The 19,359-nt window shown below is 75.2% G+C and carries 20 protein-coding genes and 2 pseudogenes; 18 read left to right on the top strand and 4 right to left on the bottom strand.

Translation table 11 applies throughout. The features are described from left to right. The first annotated feature begins 84 nt into the window (after positions 1-84). From ACFOYX_RS14905 to ACFOYX_RS14890, 4 genes are all read left to right on the top strand, one after another. Complete coding sequence (locus tag ACFOYX_RS14905) at positions 85-672, top strand: TMEM165/GDT1 family protein (protein WP_109802184.1); 588 nt, start codon at positions 85-87, stop codon at positions 670-672. A gap of 72 nt (positions 673-744) precedes the next feature. Next, positions 745-1,113 carry a DUF1622 domain-containing protein gene (locus ACFOYX_RS14900; protein WP_322438949.1) on the top strand — a complete coding sequence of 123 codons (369 nt, stop codon included), beginning with the start codon at positions 745-747 and terminating at the stop codon, positions 1,111-1,113. Then, positions 1,110-1,442 (top strand): hypothetical protein, encoded by a 333-nt coding sequence (locus ACFOYX_RS14895; protein ID WP_322438948.1) that lies wholly within the window; start codon positions 1,110-1,112, stop codon positions 1,440-1,442. Before ACFOYX_RS14900 ends, ACFOYX_RS14895 begins: the two co-directional genes overlap by 4 nt. After that, a complete protein-coding gene (locus ACFOYX_RS14890) occupies positions 1,439-1,642 on the top strand; it encodes a hypothetical protein (protein WP_109802187.1) in 204 nt (67 codons plus the stop codon). The genes ACFOYX_RS14895 and ACFOYX_RS14890 overlap by 4 nt, the downstream gene beginning before the upstream one ends. Before the next feature lie 79 nt (positions 1,643-1,721). Here ACFOYX_RS14890 and ACFOYX_RS14885 read toward each other — a convergent pair whose 3' ends face one another. Further along, a complete protein-coding gene (locus tag ACFOYX_RS14885) occupies positions 1,722-3,578 on the bottom strand; it encodes a polysaccharide biosynthesis protein (protein WP_322438947.1) in 1,857 nt (618 codons plus the stop codon). Between the two features lie 188 nt (positions 3,579-3,766). Here ACFOYX_RS14885 and ACFOYX_RS14880 point away from each other — a divergent pair, with 188 nt between their 5' ends. Then, positions 3,767-5,218, top strand: a complete 1,452-nt coding sequence (locus ACFOYX_RS14880) for a polysaccharide biosynthesis tyrosine autokinase (RefSeq protein WP_322438945.1) — start codon at positions 3,767-3,769, stop codon at positions 5,216-5,218. Here ACFOYX_RS14880 and ACFOYX_RS14875 read toward each other — a convergent pair. Continuing rightward, the gene (locus ACFOYX_RS14875; RefSeq protein ID WP_322438944.1) at positions 5,199-5,702 is read right to left on the bottom strand and encodes a low molecular weight phosphatase family protein; all 504 of its coding nucleotides are present in this window, start codon (positions 5,700-5,702) and stop codon (positions 5,199-5,201) included. The two genes, ACFOYX_RS14880 and ACFOYX_RS14875, sit on opposite strands and share 20 nt — an antisense overlap. On the opposite strand from ACFOYX_RS14875, the gene ACFOYX_RS14870 reads away from it, so the two are divergent. From ACFOYX_RS14870 to ACFOYX_RS14850, 5 genes are all read left to right on the top strand, one after another. After that, a complete protein-coding gene (locus ACFOYX_RS14870; protein WP_201749679.1) occupies positions 5,689-5,901 on the top strand; it encodes a hypothetical protein in 213 nt (70 codons plus the stop codon). The two genes, ACFOYX_RS14875 and ACFOYX_RS14870, sit on opposite strands and share 14 nt — an antisense overlap. Beyond that, a complete protein-coding gene (locus ACFOYX_RS14865; protein ID WP_322438943.1) occupies positions 5,898-7,163 on the top strand; it encodes a glycosyltransferase family 4 protein in 1,266 nt (421 codons plus the stop codon). Before ACFOYX_RS14870 ends, ACFOYX_RS14865 begins: the two co-directional genes overlap by 4 nt. An 88-nt stretch (positions 7,164-7,251) precedes the next feature. Further along, on the top strand, positions 7,252-9,033 hold the full coding sequence (locus tag ACFOYX_RS14860) for a DUF4012 domain-containing protein (protein ID WP_109802191.1): 1,782 nt from the start codon (positions 7,252-7,254) through the stop codon (positions 9,031-9,033). A 13-nt stretch (positions 9,034-9,046) separates the two neighbouring features. After that, complete coding sequence (locus tag ACFOYX_RS14855; protein WP_322438942.1) at positions 9,047-9,706, top strand: hypothetical protein; 660 nt, start codon at positions 9,047-9,049, stop codon at positions 9,704-9,706. 97 nt (positions 9,707-9,803) lie between these two features. Continuing rightward, positions 9,804-10,247 carry a protein-tyrosine phosphatase family protein gene (locus ACFOYX_RS14850; RefSeq protein WP_322438941.1) on the top strand — a complete coding sequence of 148 codons (444 nt, stop codon included), beginning with the start codon at positions 9,804-9,806 and terminating at the stop codon, positions 10,245-10,247. Positions 10,248-10,388: 141 nt separating this feature from the next. On the opposite strand, the gene ACFOYX_RS14845 is transcribed toward ACFOYX_RS14850, so the two are convergent. Next, entirely contained in the window at positions 10,389-10,859 is a 471-nt protein-coding gene (locus tag ACFOYX_RS14845; protein ID WP_109802194.1) for a Clp protease N-terminal domain-containing protein, read from the bottom strand. 7 nt (positions 10,860-10,866) lie between these two features. After that, entirely contained in the window at positions 10,867-11,070 is a 204-nt protein-coding gene (locus ACFOYX_RS14840) for a helix-turn-helix domain-containing protein (RefSeq protein ID WP_109802195.1), read from the bottom strand. A 101-nt stretch (positions 11,071-11,171) separates the two neighbouring features. Between ACFOYX_RS14840 and ACFOYX_RS14835 the strand changes: the two are divergent. The 8 genes and pseudogenes from ACFOYX_RS14835 to ACFOYX_RS14800 form a co-directional block, all read left to right on the top strand. Further along, positions 11,172-11,636 (top strand): annotated as a pseudogene (locus ACFOYX_RS14835) (FAD-dependent oxidoreductase); the annotation flags it as partial. A gap of 448 nt (positions 11,637-12,084) precedes the next feature. Continuing rightward, positions 12,085-12,180: pseudogene (locus tag ACFOYX_RS14830) on the top strand (FAD-dependent monooxygenase); the annotation flags it as partial. A gap of 105 nt (positions 12,181-12,285) precedes the next feature. After that, a complete protein-coding gene (locus ACFOYX_RS14825; RefSeq protein WP_322439001.1) occupies positions 12,286-12,690 on the top strand; it encodes a hypothetical protein in 405 nt (134 codons plus the stop codon). Positions 12,691-12,696: 6 nt separating this feature from the next. Beyond that, positions 12,697-12,843 carry a hypothetical protein gene (locus ACFOYX_RS14820; RefSeq protein ID WP_322438940.1) on the top strand — a complete coding sequence of 49 codons (147 nt, stop codon included), beginning with the start codon at positions 12,697-12,699 and terminating at the stop codon, positions 12,841-12,843. Between the two features lie 96 nt (positions 12,844-12,939). Then, positions 12,940-14,187: a serine hydrolase gene (locus tag ACFOYX_RS14815; protein ID WP_322438939.1), complete on the top strand. Its 1,248-nt coding sequence runs from the start codon at positions 12,940-12,942 to the stop codon at positions 14,185-14,187. A 266-nt stretch (positions 14,188-14,453) separates the two neighbouring features. Further along, positions 14,454-16,799, top strand: a complete 2,346-nt coding sequence (locus ACFOYX_RS14810) for a flippase-like domain-containing protein (RefSeq protein WP_322438938.1) — start codon at positions 14,454-14,456, stop codon at positions 16,797-16,799. 262 nt (positions 16,800-17,061) lie between these two features. Continuing rightward, positions 17,062-18,360, top strand: a complete 1,299-nt coding sequence (locus ACFOYX_RS14805; RefSeq protein WP_322438937.1) for a D-alanyl-D-alanine carboxypeptidase — start codon at positions 17,062-17,064, stop codon at positions 18,358-18,360. 89 nt (positions 18,361-18,449) lie between these two features. Further along, positions 18,450-19,337, top strand: a complete 888-nt coding sequence (locus ACFOYX_RS14800) for a M15 family metallopeptidase (protein ID WP_377534031.1) — start codon at positions 18,450-18,452, stop codon at positions 19,335-19,337. The last annotated feature ends 22 nt before the right edge of the window (positions 19,338-19,359 follow it).

Here is a 19,359-nt window from a genome sequence, read left to right as displayed (position 1 = left end):
GCGGGCGAGACCTTCGACTCAGGCTGTCGCAGCCGGGTCGAGGGCGCCCCTGTACCTCCTCCCGGCTTGATCGGGAAGGTTCACATGGACGGTTTCCTCGTCGCGCTGGTGATCAGCTTCGGCGTCATCTTCGTCGCCGAGCTGGGCGACAAGTCCCAACTCATGGCCCTGACGTTCGCCACGCGCTTCAAGCCCGTGCCGGTGCTGATCGGCATCACCGTCGCCACCGCGATCGTGCACCTCGCGTCGGTGGCGATCGGGTACGGCCTCAACGCGGCCCTGCCCACCGGCTGGATCTCGCTGATCGCGGGTCTGGCGTTCCTCGCCTTCGGCGCCTGGACCCTGCGCGGGGACAAGCTCACCGAGGAGGAGAAGCGCAAGGCCGAGAAGACCGGCAAGTCGGCGATCATCGCCGTCGGTGTCGCGTTCTTCCTGGCCGAGCTGGGCGACAAGACCATGCTGGCCACCATCACCCTGGCCACCAAGTACGGCTGGTTCGGCACCTGGCTCGGCTCCACGCTGGGCATGGTGGCCGCCGACGCGCTGGCCATCCTGGTCGGCCGGCTCCTCGGCCGGCACCTGCCGGAGAAGGCGATCCGGTACGGCGCCGCGGTGCTCTTCGCCATCTGCGGCCTCTGGCTGATCTTCGAGGCGGTCGCCGAGCTCTCCTGAGAGCTCCCGGGCCGGCCGGTCGGCCGGCCCGGCCCGCCGACTACTGCCGCCCGCGACGGGTAACGGCTCGGGATGCGGTGGTCGGAGGTCCTGCGCCACGGCGACGAGGTCGTGGTCGCCGTGGTCGAGGTCGCCGGCGCATTGATCATCTTCATCGGGGCGCTCTGGGCGGCGTTGCGGTTCGTGGTCGTGGGACTCCGGCACCGCGACGCCGCCCGGTTCACCCCCATCCGGATCTCCCTGGGCCGGTTCCTCACCCTCGGCCTGGAGTTCCAGCTCGCCGGGGACATCCTGCGTACCGCGGTGTCGCCCTCCTTCACCGAGATCGGGCAGCTCGCGGCGATCGCCACCATCCGGACCGCGCTGAACTTCTTCCTCCGCCGGGAGATCGCCCAGGAGCAGCGGCAGGTGGGCCGGCCGGGCGGGGGAGCCCGGCCGTGACCGGACCGCTGCCGGACCTGACCACCGGGCTGGCCTTCCTCGCCGGGCTCGCCGCGCTGGTCACCACCGGTTCCTGGCGGGCCGCGCTGCGGGCCCTGCTGGACCTGCTGGTCGCCGCCGGGCTGCTGCGCCTCTCCCTGGCGGGGGGCTGGTCGGCGCTGGCGGTGGCGGCGGCCGTGGTGGCGCTGCGGCACCTCCTCTGGGCGGCCCTGGCCGCCGGGCCGCCCGGCCCGGCCCCAACATCGCCGCCGCGCTGCGGCGGAGACGATCACCGCCTAGCGTTGGCGGCGAGAGGCGAACACGGAGAGGACCCGAGGAGAACCCCATGAGCAGGCACGACGAGCCCAACGAGTACGGCTTCGCGGGGGATCCCACCGCCCCGGAGCCGCCGGCCGGCGGGCGCCCCGACGAGCAGGACCGGGCCGAGGAGATCGCGGTGCCGGGCGACGACTTCACCGAGCCGTACGCCGACGCGCTGGAGGAGACCGAGAAGACCGAGGAGGAGCGTACGGCCGAGCGCCGGCGCTGAGCCGGTGCGGCGTCCGGGCGCGGCGCGGACCGGACGTCGGGACGGCCCACCCGGTCAGGCCTCCCACCGCGCGATGCGGTCAGCGTGGGCCGGGCACCGCGGTCAGCGCCGCCCCGGTGTCCGCACACAGCACGGCCAACCGCTTGATCAGCTCGTCCGGGTCGCCGTACGGGTCCAGCCCGCGCACCTCGTCGGGGGCGAGCGACGGCACCCGGACGTGCGAGATGAGCGGGTGCAGCGGCCGGCTGTCCGCCTCGTCGGCGCCGAACAGGTGCTCGTGCAGCTTCTCGCCCGGCCGCAGCCCGGTGAAGACGATCTCGGCGGGGGCGGACGCCTCGGCGGCGAGCCGGCGGGCCACGTCGGCGATCCGGACCGGCTCGCCCATGTCGAGGACCAGCGCCTCGCCGCCCCGGCCGATGGTCGCCGCCTGGAGCACCAGGTGCACCGCCTCCTGCACGGTCATGAAGTACCGGGTGACGTCCGGGTGGGTGACCGTGATCGGCACCCCGGCCTCGATCTGCGCCTGGAACGCGGTGAGCACGGAGCCCCGGCTGCTGAGCACGTTGCCGAACCGGACGCTGAGGTACGCCCCGCCGAGCTGCTGCGCGTAGTGGGCGGTGAGCCGCTCGGTGATCCGCTTGGAGTAGCCGAGCACGCTGATCGGGTTGGCCGCCTTGTCGGTGGAGATGTTGACAAACTCGGCGACGTCCCGGCACGCCTCCAGGACGTTCAGGGTGCCCCACACGTTGGTCTTGATCGCCTCGCCGGGGTGTCGCTGGAGCATCGTCAGGTGCTTCAGGGCGGCGGCGTGGAAGACGATGTCCGGCTGCCGGTCGGCGACGACCCGGGCGATCCCCTCGGTGTCCCGGATGTCGGCCAGGATCAGCTCCGGCCCGTCCAGCAGCGCCCGGCCGTGCAGCGACATCTGCAGCGCGTGCAGCGCCGACTCGTCCCGGTCCAGCATCATCAGCTCACCAGGCTCGCAGCGGGCGATCTGCCGGCACAGCTCCGAGCCGATGGAGCCACCCGCCCCGGTGACCAGGACCCGGCGTCCGGCCAGCCCGTTGCGTTCCACCGCCAGGTCGGCCACCCGCTGCGCCCGGCCGAGCAGGTCGGTGATCTGCATGTCCCGCACGTCGGTCACCGCCACCGGCCGGTCCAGCAGGTCGCGTACCGGGGGGAGCACCTTGAACGCGGCGCCGGCCTGGAGGGTCCGGCTGCGCACGTCCCGCATGAGCTCGGCGTCCGAGCCGCTCATCGAGAAGATGACGGTGCGCGCCCGGGTCCGGTGGACGGCCTCGCCGATCTGCTCTCGGCCACCCAGCACGCGGAGCCCCGCCAGGCGCAGCCGGTGGTGTCCGGGGTGGTCGTCGAGCAGCCCGACCGGGACGTACCGGCTGCGCGGGTCGCCGAGGAGGACCCGGACCAGTCGTTCGCTGGCCTCGTCCACCCCGTAGACCAGGCACCGCTCGGCGCCGCGGACCGGGCGCCGGCGGCGTTCCCGGTGGGCGCGCCAGCCGGCCCGGGCCGCGCCCATCAGGAGCAGGGCGACCGCGGTGCCCACCAGGGGAGTGCTGGCCGGCACGGGCCGATCCGTGGTCGGCAGCAGCACGGCCAGCGTGACCAGGGCGGCGAGGACGCTGGTGCCGGCCAGGTCGCGGGCCTCGCCGGCGCTGCCGATCGGGTGCCGCCCGCGGACCCGGGAGCGGATCACGGTGATCGCGACGTACACCGCTGCGCAGGCGAGCGCGACGGCCAGCACCCGGACGGACTGGGCCGGGGTCAGGTCGAATTCGAAGCGGGTCCAGGCGGCACCCAGAAATCCGGCGCACCAGGCGACGGTGTCCAGCGTTAACAGAGACGGGGTCGCCGCGCGGTGGGTGTCCCCGGGGCGGGGTGCGGTGGCTGCTTCGGCGGCGGTGGCTTCGCGATCCATGGTCTGCCCTCTGCGTCTGATCCGGAAATGGGAGGATTTGATACTTGTGTGCCGGTCTAATCGTCTACATTCGTTGAGTCGTTCACTGAGAAGGATGAGTGCTTTAGATCCTGGCACGTGTACTGGGCGTTTTAGGGGGATTTCGTGCAGTTTTTCCGGATAACTGACCCGACGCGAGGGGGGTTGTGATGGACGTTCGCACCTATCTGCGCCTGATCCGACGGCACTGGTGGATCGTTCTGGCCACCCTGATGGCGGCGCTGGGCACGGCCGCCCTCGTGACGGTCCAGAGTCCACCCCGGTACGTGGCCTCGGTGACCTTCTTCGTCACCACGCCCAGCCAGGGCGTCACCGACGCCTACCAGGGCGGGCTCTTCCTCCAGCAGCGCGTGAAGTCGTACGCCGACCTGCTCACCAGCGACCGGCTGGCGCAGAGCGTGGTGGCCGAGAGCCAGGTCGGTCTCACCGCCGACCAGGTGCAGCGACGGGTCACCACCTCGACCGAGGCGGGCACGGTGCTGCTGAAGGCGACGGTCACCGACACCGATCAGAACCGCGCGCTGAAGGTCACCGAGGCCCTCTCCGCCAAGTTCGTGGAGCTGGTCCAGAAGGTGGAGACGCCGCCGGACGCCAAGAACGCCCCGATCAAGCTGGAGGTGGTCAGCGGACCCCGGGTGAGCTCCAGCCCGGTCTCCCCCCAGCCGGTGCGCAACCTGGTCATCGGTGGCGTGCTCGGGCTGCTGCTCGGCATGGCGCTCGCCGTGCTCCGCGGGCTGGCCGACGTGCGGATGCGGGACGCCGCCGCGCTCCAGCGGGTGACCGGCAGCCCCCTGCTGGGGGAGATCCCGTTCGAGAGCGGCGCCCGGAACGCGCCGCTGATCGTCGGCGAGGCGGCGAACTCGGCGCGGGCGGAGGCGGTCCGCAAGCTCCGCACCAACCTGCGCTTCGTCGACGTGCACGAGCCGGCCCGGGTCATCGCGGTGACCAGCGCTCTGCAGGGCGAGGGCAAGACCACCATGGCCTGCAACACGGCCATCGCGCTGGCCGAGGCGGGCTGGCGGGTGCTGCTCATCGACGCCGACCTGCGCCGGCCCAAGGTCGCCGACTATCTCGGCCTCGACGGTGGGATCGGCCTCACCGACGTCCTCGTCGGCGACGTCGAGGTCGGCGACGTCGTCCAGCGCTGGGGCGACAAGTCCCTGCTGGTGCTGCCGAGCGGGTCCGCGCCGCCCAACCCGAGCGAGCTGCTCGGTTCCAAGGCGATGGCGGACCTGCTGCTCGCCCTGCGGGAGTCGGCGGACATCGTGGTCATCGACACCGCGCCGCTGCTGGCCGTGACCGACGGGGTCGTGGTGGCGGTGCAGGCCGACGGCGCCCTGCTGATCACGCAGCAGGGCCGGACCTCGCGCAGCCAGGTGGCGGCCGCCGCCCGGTCGCTGAACTCGGTCTCGGTCCGGTTGCTCGGCTGCGTGCTGAACATGGCGAAGGTGCCGAAGGCGGACGCCTACCAGTACGAGGCGTACCGGGTGTCCGTGCCGGCCGCGGGCCCCGACCGGGCGCCGGCCGCCCGACGCGGCGATCGCGCCGGGGCGAACCAGGTGAGCGATCCGACCCAGGAACTCACCCGGTTGTCCCGATGAGCGCCAGCACGGGTCTGATCGACCGCTCGATCTCCTCGGCGCACCGCCGGAAGTCCGCCGGCGAACCGCCGATCGGGTCACGCAGGTCGTCCGCGTCGGGGGTGGCGGGTTGCAGCCGCCCCCGGGCGCGGGCGGCCGCCTCGACCGCCGCCCGCAACGGCCGGCCGGCCGGGTCCTTCGGCGGTTCCGCCGCGGCGGCCAGCCGGGCGAACTGGCGGAGCGTGAACGTGCGGTTCAGCGCCCCCGGGGCCAGCGCCGTGCAGAGCGAGCGCTGGCGCCGGGTCGCGGTCAGCACCACGGTGGCCGCGGTCAGGTGTTCCGGGCGCAGCTTCCGGGCGCGGAAGCCGGTGGGGTCGGCGCCGGTCCCGGCCGCGACGTCGATCGCGTACGGGTGCATGGGCGCCCCGTCGACGGCGTCCGTGCCCGCGCTGGCCACCGTGACCGGATGCTCGGCGAGGAGCCGACGCGCGATGAACTCCGCCATCGGTGACCGGCACATGTTGGCGTGGCAGACGAAGAGCACTCCGTCGACCATCTGCACCCCTCTCGTCGGCGCGGTCGCGGGACGGATCGCCGCGACGGCGGTGCTCCGGCGGTCGCTGCCGGACGCGGAGGGGTTGTCGGCATCGTACGGGGTGGCGGCGGTCCGCCGCCGGGGCGCCGCGCCGGGGGCCGACGCATGAAGATCGGCATCCTGTCGTACCACTTCCCGCCGGAGCCGGCGTTCATCCCCGGCAGCCTGGCGGAGGAGTTGGCCGCCCGCGGGCACGAGGTCCGCGTCCTCACCGGCTTCCCGGACTACCCCGGCGGCCACGTCTATCCCGGCTGGCGGCAGCGCTGGCGGCACCAGACGCGCAGCGAGCGGTTGACGGTCCGCCGGGTGCCCCGGTACGCCGGGGGCGACGGGTCCGCGGGGGCGCGGATGGCCAGCTGGCTGTCGTTCGCCGGCAGCGTCGCGCTCACCGGCCGGCGCTACCTCGGCGACGTCGACGCCCTGTACGTCTTCCAGCTCCCGGCGGTCACCTTCGCCGCCGCCGGCCTGCTCCGGCTGCTCGGCCGGGTCCCGACCGTGCTGCACGTGCAGGACGTGTGGCCCGAGGAGGACCCGTCCCGCAGTGTCGACAGCCGACGCTGGTCGGGGCGGATGGGCACCACCCTCCGCCGGCTCTACTCGGAGGCCGACGGCATCGCGGTCAGTGCGCCGTCGATGCGCGACCTGGTCTCCGACGGCGGCGCCGACCCGGGTCGGGTGCGGATCGTGCTCAACTGGACGGACGAACGGATCTTCCAGCCGACTGAGCCGGGCCGGGCCGCCCGCCGGCTGATCCGCCGGGACGGCCGGTGCGTGGTGATGCACGCCGGCACGATCGGCGTACGGCAGGGTCTGGAGACCGCGGTGCGCGCGGCGGCGGCGCTGGACGACCGGATGGACCTCGTCCTGGTCGGCTCGGGCGCCGAGGAGCGGCGGGTGCGGGGGCTCGCCGCCGAACTCCGGGCGGACAACGTCCGCTTCGTGGAGCGGCGCTCGCCGCTGGACATGCCGGAGCTGTACGCGGCGGCGGACTACCAGTTGGTGATGCTGCGGGACCTGCCGGAGCTGCGCGGCATGGTGCCCGGGAAGCTGCAGGCGGCCCTGTCCTGTGCCTCGCCGGTGGTCGCCTCGGCCGGCGGTGACACGGTAGAGCTGGTCGAGCGGGCCCGGGCCGGGCTCTCCTGCCCGCCGGAGGACTGGGCCGCGCTGGCCGACCGGTTCTGGCTGGCCTCCGCCATCCCGCCGCCGGCCCGGGTGGACATGGGCCGGCGGGGACGCGAGGCCTACCTGCGGGAGATGTCGCTGCGGGCCGGCGTCGACCGGATCGAGCAGATGCTCTACGACGTGGCGGGCGGCGCGGCGCCGGCCGCGGTTCGCGCCGACCGAAGTTCGCATAAGGGATTCAAAGCGTAAGAAGTCGAATACCACCACACTGCCCTGCCATTCATGCTAAAAAACGATCTATTGGCATGTCTGTCCGTTTCTGGAGTGGGAGAGTGGTGTGACGCATAGTGGTGTGCCGCGTCGCCGGCGCAGGTCCCGACGGCGCACCCGGGCGCTGGTCCGGCGCGTGCTCCTCGGTGGGCTGGTGGTTCTCTCGCTGGTCGGGCTGACCGGAGGGTGGATCGGCTTCCGTGGTTGGCAGGCCCGCGCCCACCTGCTCAACGCGGCCGGGCTGGCGCGCCAGCTCAGCGTGGACGTGGTCGGCGGGGACGCCGCCCGCGCCCAGCGCACCCTCGCCGCGCTTCAGGAGCAGGCCGACGCGGCGCGCACGGCGACCGGCGACCCGGGCTGGTGGCTCGGCCAGCGGTCACCGTACGCCGGTGACGACCTGGAGGCGGTACGCCAGATCGCGGTCGCGATCGACGACCTCGCCCGGCGGGCCTTTCCGACCCTGCTCCGGACCGACCTCGCCGGCCTGGTGCCCCGCGAGGGGCGCCTCGACCTGGCCCGCCTCCGGTCGGTCTCGGCCGAGCTCTCCGGAGCCGACCGCGCGGTGGAGGAGACTCGTACCCGGCTCGCGGCGGTGCCGACCGACGACCTCTTCGCCCAGCTCCGGGACGCCCTGTCCAGCCTGCGCGCGGAGATCGACCGACTGGCCGACCTGACCGGCGCCGCCGACCAGGCCGCCCGCGTGCTCCCGCCGCTGCTCGGCGCCGACGGACCCCGGCGCTATCTCCTGGTCTCGCAGAACCCCGCCGAGCTGCGGGCAACGGGCGGCATGTTCGGCGCCTACGCGATGATCCAGGCCGAGAACGGCCGGGTCACGCTGACCCGGCAGGGCACCAGCGCCGACCTGACCCGCTTCGACCCGCCGCTGCCCGTGCAGCCGGAGCAGCGCCGGCTCTGGAACGACCTGCCGGGACGGTATCCGGCGGACGTCAACCTCGGGCCGGACTTCCCGACGGCCGCCGCGCTGTACCGCGAGATGGTGCGCCGACGGACCGGGACCGCGGTGGACGGGGTGCTCGCGGTCGATCCGGTGGTGCTGTCCTACCTGCTCAAGGCGACCGGCCCGGTGCCGGTGCCCGGCAGCCCGGCGCTGGTCGGCGACACCGTCGTCCGCGCCCTGCTCAGCGACGCGTACCGGGACCTGGGCACCCGGGAGCAGGACACCTACTTCGCTGCCGCGGGGGCGGCGGTCTTCGACGCGTTCCTGACGAAAAACGTCAACGTTCGCGCCCTTTTGTCGGCTTTCGACCGTTCTGTGGCCGAACGCCGGATATTGTTCTGGAGTGTCCATCCCGAAGAGCAGCGTGTCCTGGGCGACAGCCGGTTGACCGGGACGCTCCCCGAGAAGGACACCGTGCCGACGGTCGGCGTGTTCCTCAACGACGGCAGCGGCGCGAAGCTCGGCTACTACCTGCGGTTCTCGGCGAACCTGACGGTCGGCGACTGCCAGTCGGACGGCCGGCGGGAGCTCCGGCTCCGGGTCGCGGTCCACTCGACCGCGCCGCGCTCGGGCCTGTCCGAGTCGGTCACCGGTCTGGCCCTGTCCGGCGATCCGTACACCGCCCGCACCTTCGTGTCGGTGTACAGCCCGACCGGCGGGGCGGTGCTCGGCGGCCGGCTCGACGGGAAGGCCGCCGCGATGGGCAGCGGGACCGACCGCCGGCGGCAGGTGACCGTCGCGACGGTGGAGGTGAAGCCCGGGGCGACCCGGACCCTCGACCTCACGCTGCTCACCGGGAAGACCAGCGCCGGCACCGCCGAGCTCCAACTCACCCCCACCGTCACCCCATGGACCACCCAAGTTGTTTCCGCACCAAGCTGTGATCAGTAGGAGGGAATCCATCATGCGGCTATCCCGCATCATCATGGCGTTCACGGTCGGCCTGGCCGTGGCCGCCGTGCCGACCGCGGCGGGGGCGGCTCAGCCGCAGCCTCAGCCACCGGGGTACGTGCCCCAACTGCTCCTGACGTTGAACCCGACGGCCATCCCGCTGGGTGCGTCGTTCACCCTGCACGGCAGTGGCTTCACGCCCAACGGGACGGTGACGATCGACGTCAGCATTTCGGCGCTGCCGCCGGTCGCCGCTCCCGCCCAGGGAACGGCTCGGCGCAGCGACGGCAGCACCGTCGCGATGGCCGCGGTGGCGTACTCGAAGCCCCAGTCGTCGCAGCCGCAGCCGGCGCCGCTGCACTTCTCCGTGACGGCCAACTCCGCCGGCGAATTCGAGGTGAGCTACACGCCCACGAGGGTCGGCCGGTACACCTTCACCGCCACGGACGAGGCGAGCGACCCCGACCGGACCGCGTCCGTCACCGGCGTCGTGTATCAGAAGCGGCCGCCGAAGCCGCCGCACCACGACGGGGGCGGTCACCTGCCGGTCACCGGCTCGAGCCTGAACACGCCGATGAAGCTCGGTGGCGGGCTGCTGGGCTCCGGCGCCGTGCTGCTGCTGCTCACCCTGGCCTGGCGTCGCCGCGAGCGCCTCGGACTGGGCGGTCGCTGACCGAACGCACCGGGCAGGGCCCGGACCAGAGCGGGATGCCCGTCGGACAGCCGTCCGGCGGGCATCCCGGTGTTCGCGGCGGCGGCACAATGGGGCGATGGCCGGCGAGTCCTGGGTGGACCGGGCCGGGCTGGTGACCCTGCCCGGCGGGATGGTGGTGCGTGGACGGCGGATCGCCGACACCGCCTCGCCGGCCGACTTCGCCCTGCTGCTCGCCCCCGGGCCGTTCCCCGCCTGGCCGTACCGGCGGATCCGCTGGCCCGACTTCTGGCTGCCGCTGGACCGCGCCGACGCACTGGACGCGCTGCGCGAGGCGCGGCGCCGGGCGTACGCGGGGGAGCGGGTGGAGATCGCCTGCCGGGGCGGGGTCGGCCGGACCGGCACCGCGCTGGCCGCGCTCGCCGTCCTCGACGGGCTGCCCCCGGACCGGGCGGTGGCCTGGGTACGCGCGCGTCACCATCCCCGCGCGGTGGAGACGCCGTGGCAGCGGCGCTGGCTCCGGCGGATCGACCCGTCCCGCGACCGCCCCGCCACCGGCTGACCGGGCGGCGGGGCCGGCCGGTCAGCGGGAGACGTACCGGCGCAGGTGGTGGGCCGTGACGGTGTCGCCGTCCAGCACGTAGATGCCGTGACGCTGCCCTGACCGGGCGCCGAGGGGCGGCCGCTCGTCGCGGTCGCGGCGTCAGGCCGCCTTCGGGCGCAGCTCGGCGCGGACCGCGGACCGGTCCACGCCCAGCTCGCGGAACACCTCCGCGGCCGGGTCGGGCGGCGGGCACTCCAGCAGGGCGAGCAGCAGGTGCGCCGGTTTGATCCGCCGGCCGCCCTGCTCGCGGGTCACGCCGACGGCCCGCCGCAGCGCGGTCCGCGCCGCGGAGGTGAACGGGGTCCGCTTGCCCGACAGCGGTACGGGAGCCCGCTCGACGCCGCGTACGTCGATGCCGACCGCGGCGAGGGCGGCGACGTCCAGCGCCTCCAGGGCGGCCCGGGCCCGGGGCAGGTCCAGGCCGAGCGCGCCCAGCGGGTCGAGTTCGCGCGCGTGCAGCACGCCGAGGAGCAGATGTTCGGTGCCGAGGCGGCGGTCGCCCCGGTGCCGGGCCTCGTCGAGGGCGGCGGTCACGGCCGTCCGGGCGCCGGCGGCGAAGTGTTCGAACATGTTGGCCTCACTTCCCGTGCTTGCTGTGCACCGACTGGCGGGACACGCCGAGCGCATCCCCGATCTGCTCCCAGGACCAGCCGTCCTGGCGGGCGCGCGCCACGGCCGCCGCCTCGACCTGTTCGGCCAGGCGGTGCAGCGCGCCGACCGCGCGCAGCCCGACGGCCGGGTCGTGCGAGCGCAGCCGCGCGGCGAGCTCGGTCTCTTCCATGGCTGTCAGTCTGGATTGACAACGGTGGGATTGTCAATCCAGACTGACGTCGAGCGCGGTTGTCAGGCCAGGCTGACAGCCCCGTCCGGAGGAGGACCGGAATGACCCTCGACGTGGTGATCGTCGGTGCGGGCCCGAACGGCCTGCTGCTCGCCTGCGAACTGCGCCTGGCCGGCGTGCCCGTGCTGCTGCTGGAACGCGGCCCCGGGCTCGGCGGCGAGCCGCGCGCCAACGGCCTGATGGGCCGGGTGGTCCAGGCGATGGACCTGCGCGGCCTCTACGAACCCCTGGCCGGGCGGCCCGGACCGCCGGCGCCCACGCCCTGGTTCCAGTTCGGCGGCCTGCCGCTCGATCTCTCCGGACTGGCCGACAACCCGCTGTTCGCGTTGCCCGTGCCCCAGGCCCGCCTCCAGCAGGTGCTGGCCGACCGCGCCCGGGCCCTCGGTGCGGAGATCCGGTACGGACACGAGGTGACCGGGTTCGCGCCGGACGACGACGGCGTCGAGGTCACCGTCCGCGCAGCCGACGGCGACCAGCGGCTGGGGACCCGCTGGCTGGTCGGCGCGGACGGCGGTCACAGCCTGGTCCGCAAGCAGGCCGGGATCGACTTCCCGGGCGGCACCGACGACCGGTTCGTCTCGCACCTGGGCCACGCCGTCATCCCCGCCGACCGGCTCGGCCCGGACGGCGCCCTGGTGCTGCCCGACGGCCGGCAGCTGTGGCCGTACGCCCACCACAGACGTCCCGGCGGGGTGTTCACCTTCGCCCGGCTCGGCGACACCGGCGCGGCGCACCTGGTCGCCGCCATGGAGTGGACCGGCCCGCGGCCGGACCACGGCCCCGTCACCTTCGCCGACCTGCGGGACGCGGTCGACCGGGTGCTCGGCGCGCCGCTCCCGCTGGGCCACCCGACCGGGCCGGCGCCGCTGCTGCGCCGGCTGGCCGGCGTCAACCTCCGGCAGGCCACCAGCTACCGGGCCCGGGCGAGTCCTGCTGCTGGGCGACGCCGCCCACGTGCACCCCGCCGTCGGCGGTCCCGGACTCAACCTCGGACTGCAGGACGCGCTGAACCTCGGCTGGAAGCTGGCCGCGGCGGTGCAGGGCTGGGCGCCGCCCGGCCTGCTCGACACGTACCAGGCCGAACGGGCGCCGGTCGGTCGACGGGTCGCGCTGCAGTCCCGCGCGCAACTCGCGCTCCTCGCCCCCGGTGACGACGTGACCGCCGCCCGCGACCTGCTCGCCGAACTGCTCCGCCGGCAGCGCACCCGGTGGGACGTCGCCGCCCTGCTGGCCGGCGCCGACGAGCCGTACGACATCGGTCAACCGGATCCGCACCCCGCGACCGGCGCCTGGCTGCCCGACCTGCTGCCCACCCTCGCGCACGGTCGGACCGCCGTCCTGGACCGGATGCGGGCCGGCCGGCCGGTGGTGGTGGAGCTGGTCGAGGGCGCCGCGGCGGCCGCGACGGGGTGGGCCGACCGGGTCGACGTCGTGCCCGCCCGGGGCGCGCTGGAGGCCGCGGCCCTCCTCGTCCGCCCCGACGGCCACCTGGCCTGGGCCGGCGACCCGGCCGACGGGCTGACCGGGGCGCTGCGCCGCTGGTTCGGATCGCCCCGGTAGCCGCGGGTGGAGGGTGCGCTGCGTTGGCTGCTCGCCCTGTGGTGGCCGCTGGGGCAGTTCGGCGTCGCCCTGGTGACGTTGGTGCTCGGCGTGGTGGCGGTGCGCCGGCTCCGGCGCCGCCGGGCCCACCGCCGGGCCGCCCAGCCCGGGTGACCCGTCCCCGGTGTCAGAGGATCGCACGGATTGTGCTGGAACGCCCGGCCGGGTCGGTCGCCGCCAAGCGATCTTGCCGGGTTAGTCTGCGTGGTCATGAGAGCTCGGGTCCTGGCCGCCACCGCCGCCGTACTCGTGACCGTCGGGCCGGTCGTGCCCGCGCAGGCCGCGCCGGCCCAGGCCGCCCGCGCGCCGCTGCCCTGCCCGAAGGCGCCGGCCCCGAAGGTGTCCCGGCCGCCCCGGCCGGTGCCCCCACCGGCGGTGCCGCAGGACCGGGTGGTCGGCGGCGAGCAGCTCGACACGCCGGGCCTGGTCGCGCCGGCCGGCGCGCCGGCCCCGCCGGCGGTCACCGCGACGTCCTGGCTCGTCGCCGACCTGGACACCGGCGCGGTGCTGGGCGCCTGCGGCCCGCACGAGTACGGCACCCCGGCCAGCACCCAGAAGCTGCTGCTGGCGGCCACCATGATGCCGAAGCTCGACCCGAAGCAGACGGTCACCGTGACCCGGGGCGACCTGGACATCGCCCCGGGCAGCTCCGCCGTCGGCCTGCTCGTGGGCGGCCGGTACACGGTGGAGACGGTCTGGCTGGGGCTGCTGCTCAACTCCGGCAACGAGGCGGCGAACGTGCTGGCCCGGCTCGGCGGTGGCACCGTGCCCGGCGGGGTCCGCGCGATGAACGACGAGGCCCACCGGCTGGGCGCCCGGCAGACCCACGCGGTCACCCCCTCCGGCCTGGACGGCAAGGGGCAGTTCACCAGCGCGTACGACCTCGCCCTGATCGCCCGCGCGTGCTTCGGCGACCCGCTCTTCCAGCGGTACACGCTGACCGAGCGGACCCAGATCCCGGCCCAGCCCGCGCTGAAGAAGGGCGGGTTCCAGATCCAGAACGAGAACCAGCTCATCTACCGGTACCCGGGGGCGCTCGGCGGCAAGACCGGCTTCACCGAGCTGGCCCGGCACAGCTACGTCGGCGCCGCCCAGCGCGACGGCCGACGGCTCGTGGTCACCCTGCTCGGCGCCGAGGCCCGCCCGGTACGCGGCTGGCAACAGGGCGCCCAACTGCTGGACTGGGGTTTCGCGCTGCCCCGGGACGCCTCGGTCGGCCGGCTGGTCGCGCCGGGAGAGCTGGACACGGCGGAGGCCGCCCCGAGCGGCACCCCGGCCCCGCCGCCCGTGCCCGCCCCGTGGCACGGCCCCGCCGTGACCGCCGGCCGCCGGATGGTCGCGGGGGACTGGCGGGTCATCGGGCCGGTCGCCGGCGGCGCCTCCACCGTCGTCGGGGTGCTGGTGGCGGTGCTGGCGGCCCGCCGCCGTCCCCGGCCGACCGGCCGTCGCCGCGCCTAGCCCACCCGCGCCGTTCCCGTCCGCAGCGCCGCGCCGCGCCCCGCCCGTCCCGCTCCGCCGCCGGGCGACGCCACGGAACCCGGCCGGCCGGGGGAAGGCCGCCGCGGCCAGAGGGTTCATCCCTGTTGCGGCCCGTCGCGTCCCGGCGTCGCCCTATGGTCAGACCCATGCGGGACAGCGCGGCAGCCGCCCGGACGACGTCGCAGCCGGAGCCGGCCCCGCGTACCGGTGGCCCGCGCCGGCCGGACGTCCGCTAGGGCGGGGGGATGCCCCGGACCCACCGGCCGTCGCCGGCGCTGGTGTTCAGCCTGACGGTCTCCGCCGGGCTGCTCGCCACGGTCAGCCTCTGGGCCCGGCACCGGCCGCCCGGCCGCTGGGAACGGGACCTCTTCGCCCTGGTCAACCAGATCCCGGGGCCGGTCGGACCGGCCCTGGTGCTGGTCATGCAGCTCGGCGCGTACCCGGCGGTGCTGGTGGCGGCGGCCGGGGCGGTGCTGGCCCGGCGGATCGGCCTGGCCCGGGACCTGCTGCTCGCCGGCAACCTCGCCTACTGGTCGGCCATCCTCGTCAAGGCCCTGGTCGGCCGGGCGCGACCGGGCGGGTTCCTGGCCGACGTCCGGTTCCACGACACGGTCACCGGGCGGTTCGGCTACCCCTCCGGCCACGTGGCGGTGGTGACCGCGCTCGCCGTGGTGCTCGCCCCGGCCCTGCCCGCCCGGCTGCGCGGCCTGGCCTGGCTGGCCGTGGCGGCGGTCGGCACCGCCCGGATCCACGTGGGCACCCACCTGCCGGTCGACGTGCTGGGCGGGTTCCTCGTCGGTTGGTTCGCCGCCAACCTCACCCGGCTGATCGTCGGTGACGTGGGCCCCGGCGAGTCGGCCGGGCGGCTCCGCCAGGTGCTGCGCGCCCGAGGCTTCGTGGTGGCCGAGTTGACGCCGGTCCGGGGCGACGCGCGCGGTTCCCGGTCCTGGCAGGTCACCACCGCAGACGGCCGGCGGCTCTTCGTGAAGGTCACCGGTGGCCGCCAGCGGGACGCGGACTGGCTCTACAAGCTCTACCGCCGGCTGCGCTACCGGGACATCGCCGACGAGCCGCCGTATGTGACGGCGAAGCAGAAGAACGAGCACGAGGCGTACCTGCTGCTGCTCGCCGAGCGGGCCGGGGTGCGTACCCCGGCGCTGGTCACCACCGCCGTCGACGCGGTGGGCGACGCGGTGCTGGTCGAAAAGTTCGTGCCCGGGCGATCGCTCGACGCGCTGGACCCGGCCCAGCTCGGGCCGGACGTCCTCGACGACGTCTGCCGGCAGGTGGCCCGGCTGCACCGGGCCGGCCTGGCCCACCGGGATCTGCGGGCGGCCAACGTGCTGGTCGCCGACACTTCGGCCTGGCTGGTCGACCTCGGCCTCGGCACCGAGGCCGCCTCGGCCGACCAGCAGGCCCGCGACCTGGTGGAACTCCTGGTCACGCTGGCCGCGCCGGCCGGCGTACGGCCGACCGCCGACGCCGCGATCCGGCAACTCGGCGCCGGTCCGGTCGCCGACACGCTGCCCTGGTTGCAACCGGCCCTGCTGTCCCGGGCCGGCCGGGCGCTGGTCGACGCCCACCCGGGCCTGCTGGCGGACCTGCACGACGAGATCGTCCGCCGCTGCCCGGGCCGGCGCGACCGGCTGGCCCGGGTCGTCCGGATCAGCCGCCGGGACGTCTTCCTGCTGGTCATGCTCGGCCTCCTGGTGCACTTCCTGCTGCCACAGCTCGGCCAGGTGCGGTCCGCGCTGCGCGCCGTGCTGCACGCCGACCCGCTGGCCGTGACCGGCGTCCTGCTGGCCTCCGCCGCCACCTACCTGCTGAGCGCGCTGGTGCTGCGGTCGGCCGCTGCCGGCCGGGTGCCGCTCGGCCGGACGGTCGCGGTGCAGGTGGCCGCGTCGTTCGTCAACCGGCTCGCCCCGGGCGCCCTCGGCGGCGCCGCGCTGAGCGTGCGCTACCTGCGCCAGCAGGGCCTGCCGGTCCCCGCGGCCGCCACCGCCGTCGCGGTGGACCGGGTCTCGGGCATCGTCTCCGTCGGCCTGCTCCTGCCCGTCCTGCTGCCGTTCGCCCGCGGTGCGCACCGGCACCTGGTGAACGCCGCCACCGGGCGGGGCCTGATCGTGCTGCTGACCGTGCTGGCGGTGCTCCTGCTCGCCGCCGCGGTGCTGGCCGTACCCCGGCTGCGCGCGCGGGTCGGCGCGGCCCGCCGCCAGGCGGCGCAGGCCGTACGCTCGCTGGCCCGCAGCGGACGGATCACTCGGCTGCTGGCCGCGAGCCTGGGGCTCACCCTGGCCTACGGCACCGCGCTCTACCTGTCGCTCCTCGCCGTCGGCCTGCCGGTCGAGCCCGCGCTCCTCGCGCCGGTGCTGCTGGTCGGCATCGTCGGTGAGGGGGTGGCGTCCGCCGCCCCGACCCCGGGCGGGCTGGGCGCCACCGAGGCGGCGCTGGTCTCCGGCCTGCTGCTGTACGGGATCGGGGTGGACACGGCGGTCGCCGGGGTGCTGGTCTACCGGCTGGCCACCTTCTGGCTGCCGGTGCTGCCCGGCTACGTGGCGCTGCGGGTCCTGGTCCGCCGACACGTCGTCTGAGAACTACCTGCTCCACCTGAACAACGGCGGCCTGCGAGCCGAGGCGGGACTGCTCGCCGTCGCCCTCGGGCTGGCCGGCGGGCGCCGTCGATGGTGTTCTCCATGGCCGCACGCGAGGCCGGGGCCGCTGACACCCGCTGTCAGTGGACCACGAGCGACGCCGGCCGGAGGAGCCGCTCAGCTTACCGCCCGATCCCTCTCCTCGGACGCGAACGGCGGAGGATACGACCCGATCGTGACGGCGTGGCTAGCGTGCGTGGGCATGAGAGGCCTGCCAGTCGCGTTGTCCGCCGCCCTGCTGCTGCCGATGTTGGACCTGCCGTCGGCTGCTGTCGCCGGTCCCCGCGCCGGGACGTCGACCGGCTGGACCGTCCGCGCCGCCGGGGCGGCGACCGCCGCGCCTGCGGTGCCCTGTCCCAACGTGCCGGCCCCGGCGACGGCGCCGCCGCAGCCACCGCCGCCCGCGGACCCCGCCGCCCGCGCCGTCGGCGGGTCGGCGCTCGCCACCGCCGGCCTGGTGGTGCCGCCGTCCGTGCCCGCGCCACCCGCGGTGACCGCCACGTCGTGGCTGGTCGCCGACCTGGACAGCGGCGCGGTGCTCGGCGGCTGCGGCCCGCACGAGTACGGGGTTCCGGCCAGCGTGCAGAAGCTGCTGCTGGCCGCCACGATGCTGCCCCGGTTGGACCCCTGGCAGGAGGTCACCGTGACGGCGGAGGACCTGGCCATCGAGCCGGGCAGCTCCGCGGTCGGCCTGGCCGAGGGCGGCCGGTACCGGATCGAGACGATCTGGCTGGGCCTGCTGCTCAAGTCCGGCAACGAGGCGGCCAACGCGCTGGCCCGGCTCGGCGGCGGCGCGGGCGGCCAGGCCGGCGGGATCCGCGCCATGAACGAGCAGGCGCGGCTGCTCGGCGCCCTCCAGACCCACGCGGTGACGCCGTCGGGCCTGGACGGTCCGGGCCAGTTCACCAGCGCGTACGACCTGGCGCTGATCTTCCGGGCCTGCTTCGCCGATCCGGCCTTCCGCCGGTACACGGCGACCCGCACCGCCGAGATCCCCGGCCAGCCGGCCCTGGGCGAGAAGCCCTTCCAGATCCAGAACGACAACCAGCTGCTGTACCGGTATCCGGGCGCGCTGGGCGGCAAGACCGGGTTCACCGACCTCGCCCGGCACACGTACGTGGGCGCGGCCGAGCGCAACGGCCGGCGGCTGGTGGTGACCGTGCTCGGCGCGGAGATCCCCACCCAGCGGGGTTGGCAGCAGGGTGCGGCGCTGCTCGACTGGGGCTTCGGGCTGCGGCGGGACGTCGCCGTCGGCCGGCTGGTCCGCCCCGGCGAGCTGACCGCCGCCAGCGCCGCGCCGACCGGCACGGTGCCGCCGTCGGCCCTCGCCGGCGGGGCCGGCCTGCACGGCGCCCCGGCCGGCGCCGCCACGCCCTGGGCCGGGATCGGTCCGCTCCTCGGGGTCGGTGCGGTGCTGGTGGCCGGCGGAACCGTGCTGATCACGCGGCGTCGCCGGCACGCCGTGCGGACCAGCTCGGCCATGACCGGCCAGGGCGGGTAGCTCCGGTCCGGCCGAGCCGTACCGTGCCGGGTCTGCGAGTTGGCCCGTCGCCGCCGAGGTGGGTCCGGTAGACAGGCAGCGTGAGTAGCGTGAGCAGCGGGAGACGAGCGTGCGGCGCGGCCCGGCGTACTGCTCGGCACCTGGCGGTCGTGCTCGTCGCCGTGGCAGCCGTCGGCGCGGGCTGTCAGCAACCCGGGCCGCCCCCGCCGCCCCCGCCGAGCCCGTCGAGCCCGCCGAGCCCGCCGAGCCCGTCGCCCTCGGCCACCGCCACCGGGCCGCGGGCCCCGGCGGACTTCGTGGCGCTCTCCGACGTCGACCCGAGCATCCACAGCGACATCCGGTACGCCACCGCGCACAACTTCGTCGGTCGTCCTATCGCCGGCTACCCCGAGCCGCTCTGCCTGCTCACCCGTGCGGCGGCGGAGGCCCTGCGCCGGGTGCAGGCCGCCGCGCTCGCCCAGCGGCGCAGCCTGAAGGTGTACGACTGCTACCGCCCCCAGCGGGCCGCCGACGACTTCGTGGCCTGGGCGAAGGTGCCGGGGGAGCAGCAGATGAAGGCCGAGTTCTATCCCGACGAGGCCAAGTCGAAGCTCTTCGCCGACGGGTACATCGGCGCGCCGACCGCGCACAGCCGGGGCAGCACCCTCGACCTCACCCTGGTCCCCGTCCCGCCGCCCACCCAGCCCGGGTACGTGCCGGGACAGCCGCTGGTCGCCTGCACCGCGCCGCCGGGGCGGCGGTTCCCCGACAACTCGGTCGACATGGGCACCGGGTTCGACTGCTTCGACATGCGCGCGCACACCGCCGACCCGCGGATCACCGGGGACGCCCGGGCGAACCGGGAGCTGCTGCGGCGGCTGATGACCGCCCAGGGATTCGAGAACTATCCGCGGGAGTGGTGGCACTACCGCCTCACCGCCGAGCCGTACCCGACGACGTACTTCGACTTCCCGGTGGCCCGGTCGTCACTGCGGTGAGCGCCGTCCCGGCCGGGCGCCC

The sequence above is a fragment of the Micromonospora sp. GCM10011541 genome (genome assembly GCF_042650725.1).
Classification (GTDB): Bacteria; Actinomycetota; Actinomycetes; order Mycobacteriales; family Micromonosporaceae; genus Micromonospora; species Micromonospora sicca.
Note: the sequence above shows the minus strand (reverse complement) of the source record. Positions and strands in the feature narration are given on the sequence as shown.

Bases quoted from the DNA above. Each gene is read 5' to 3' on its own strand.
- ACFOYX_RS14840 (WP_109802195.1), bottom strand. From the start codon at position 11,070: ATGGAAGAGACCGAGCTCGCCGCGCGGCTGCGCTCGCACGACCCGGCC.
- ACFOYX_RS14885 (WP_322438947.1), bottom strand. From the start codon at position 3,578: ATGGATCGCGAAGCCACCGCCGCCGAAGCAGCCACCGCACCCCGCCCC.
- ACFOYX_RS14810 (WP_322438938.1), top strand. From the start codon at position 14,454: ATGCCCCGGACCCACCGGCCGTCGCCGGCGCTGGTGTTCAGCCTGACG.
- ACFOYX_RS14865 (WP_322438943.1), top strand. From the start codon at position 5,898: ATGAAGATCGGCATCCTGTCGTACCACTTCCCGCCGGAGCCGGCGTTC.
- ACFOYX_RS14855 (WP_322438942.1), top strand. From the start codon at position 9,047: ATGCGGCTATCCCGCATCATCATGGCGTTCACGGTCGGCCTGGCCGTG.
- ACFOYX_RS14815 (WP_322438939.1), top strand. From the start codon at position 12,940: ATGAGAGCTCGGGTCCTGGCCGCCACCGCCGCCGTACTCGTGACCGTC.
- ACFOYX_RS14900 (WP_322438949.1), top strand. From the start codon at position 745: ATGCGGTGGTCGGAGGTCCTGCGCCACGGCGACGAGGTCGTGGTCGCC.
- ACFOYX_RS14845 (WP_109802194.1), bottom strand. From the start codon at position 10,859: ATGTTCGAACACTTCGCCGCCGGCGCCCGGACGGCCGTGACCGCCGCC.
- ACFOYX_RS14850 (WP_322438941.1), top strand. From the start codon at position 9,804: ATGGCCGGCGAGTCCTGGGTGGACCGGGCCGGGCTGGTGACCCTGCCC.
- ACFOYX_RS14905 (WP_109802184.1), top strand. From the start codon at position 85: ATGGACGGTTTCCTCGTCGCGCTGGTGATCAGCTTCGGCGTCATCTTC.
- ACFOYX_RS14805 (WP_322438937.1), top strand. From the start codon at position 17,062: ATGAGAGGCCTGCCAGTCGCGTTGTCCGCCGCCCTGCTGCTGCCGATG.
- ACFOYX_RS14890 (WP_109802187.1), top strand. From the start codon at position 1,439: ATGAGCAGGCACGACGAGCCCAACGAGTACGGCTTCGCGGGGGATCCC.
- ACFOYX_RS14870 (WP_201749679.1), top strand. From the start codon at position 5,689: ATGAACTCCGCCATCGGTGACCGGCACATGTTGGCGTGGCAGACGAAG.
- ACFOYX_RS14880 (WP_322438945.1), top strand. From the start codon at position 3,767: ATGGACGTTCGCACCTATCTGCGCCTGATCCGACGGCACTGGTGGATC.
- ACFOYX_RS14875 (WP_322438944.1), bottom strand. From the start codon at position 5,702: ATGGCGGAGTTCATCGCGCGTCGGCTCCTCGCCGAGCATCCGGTCACG.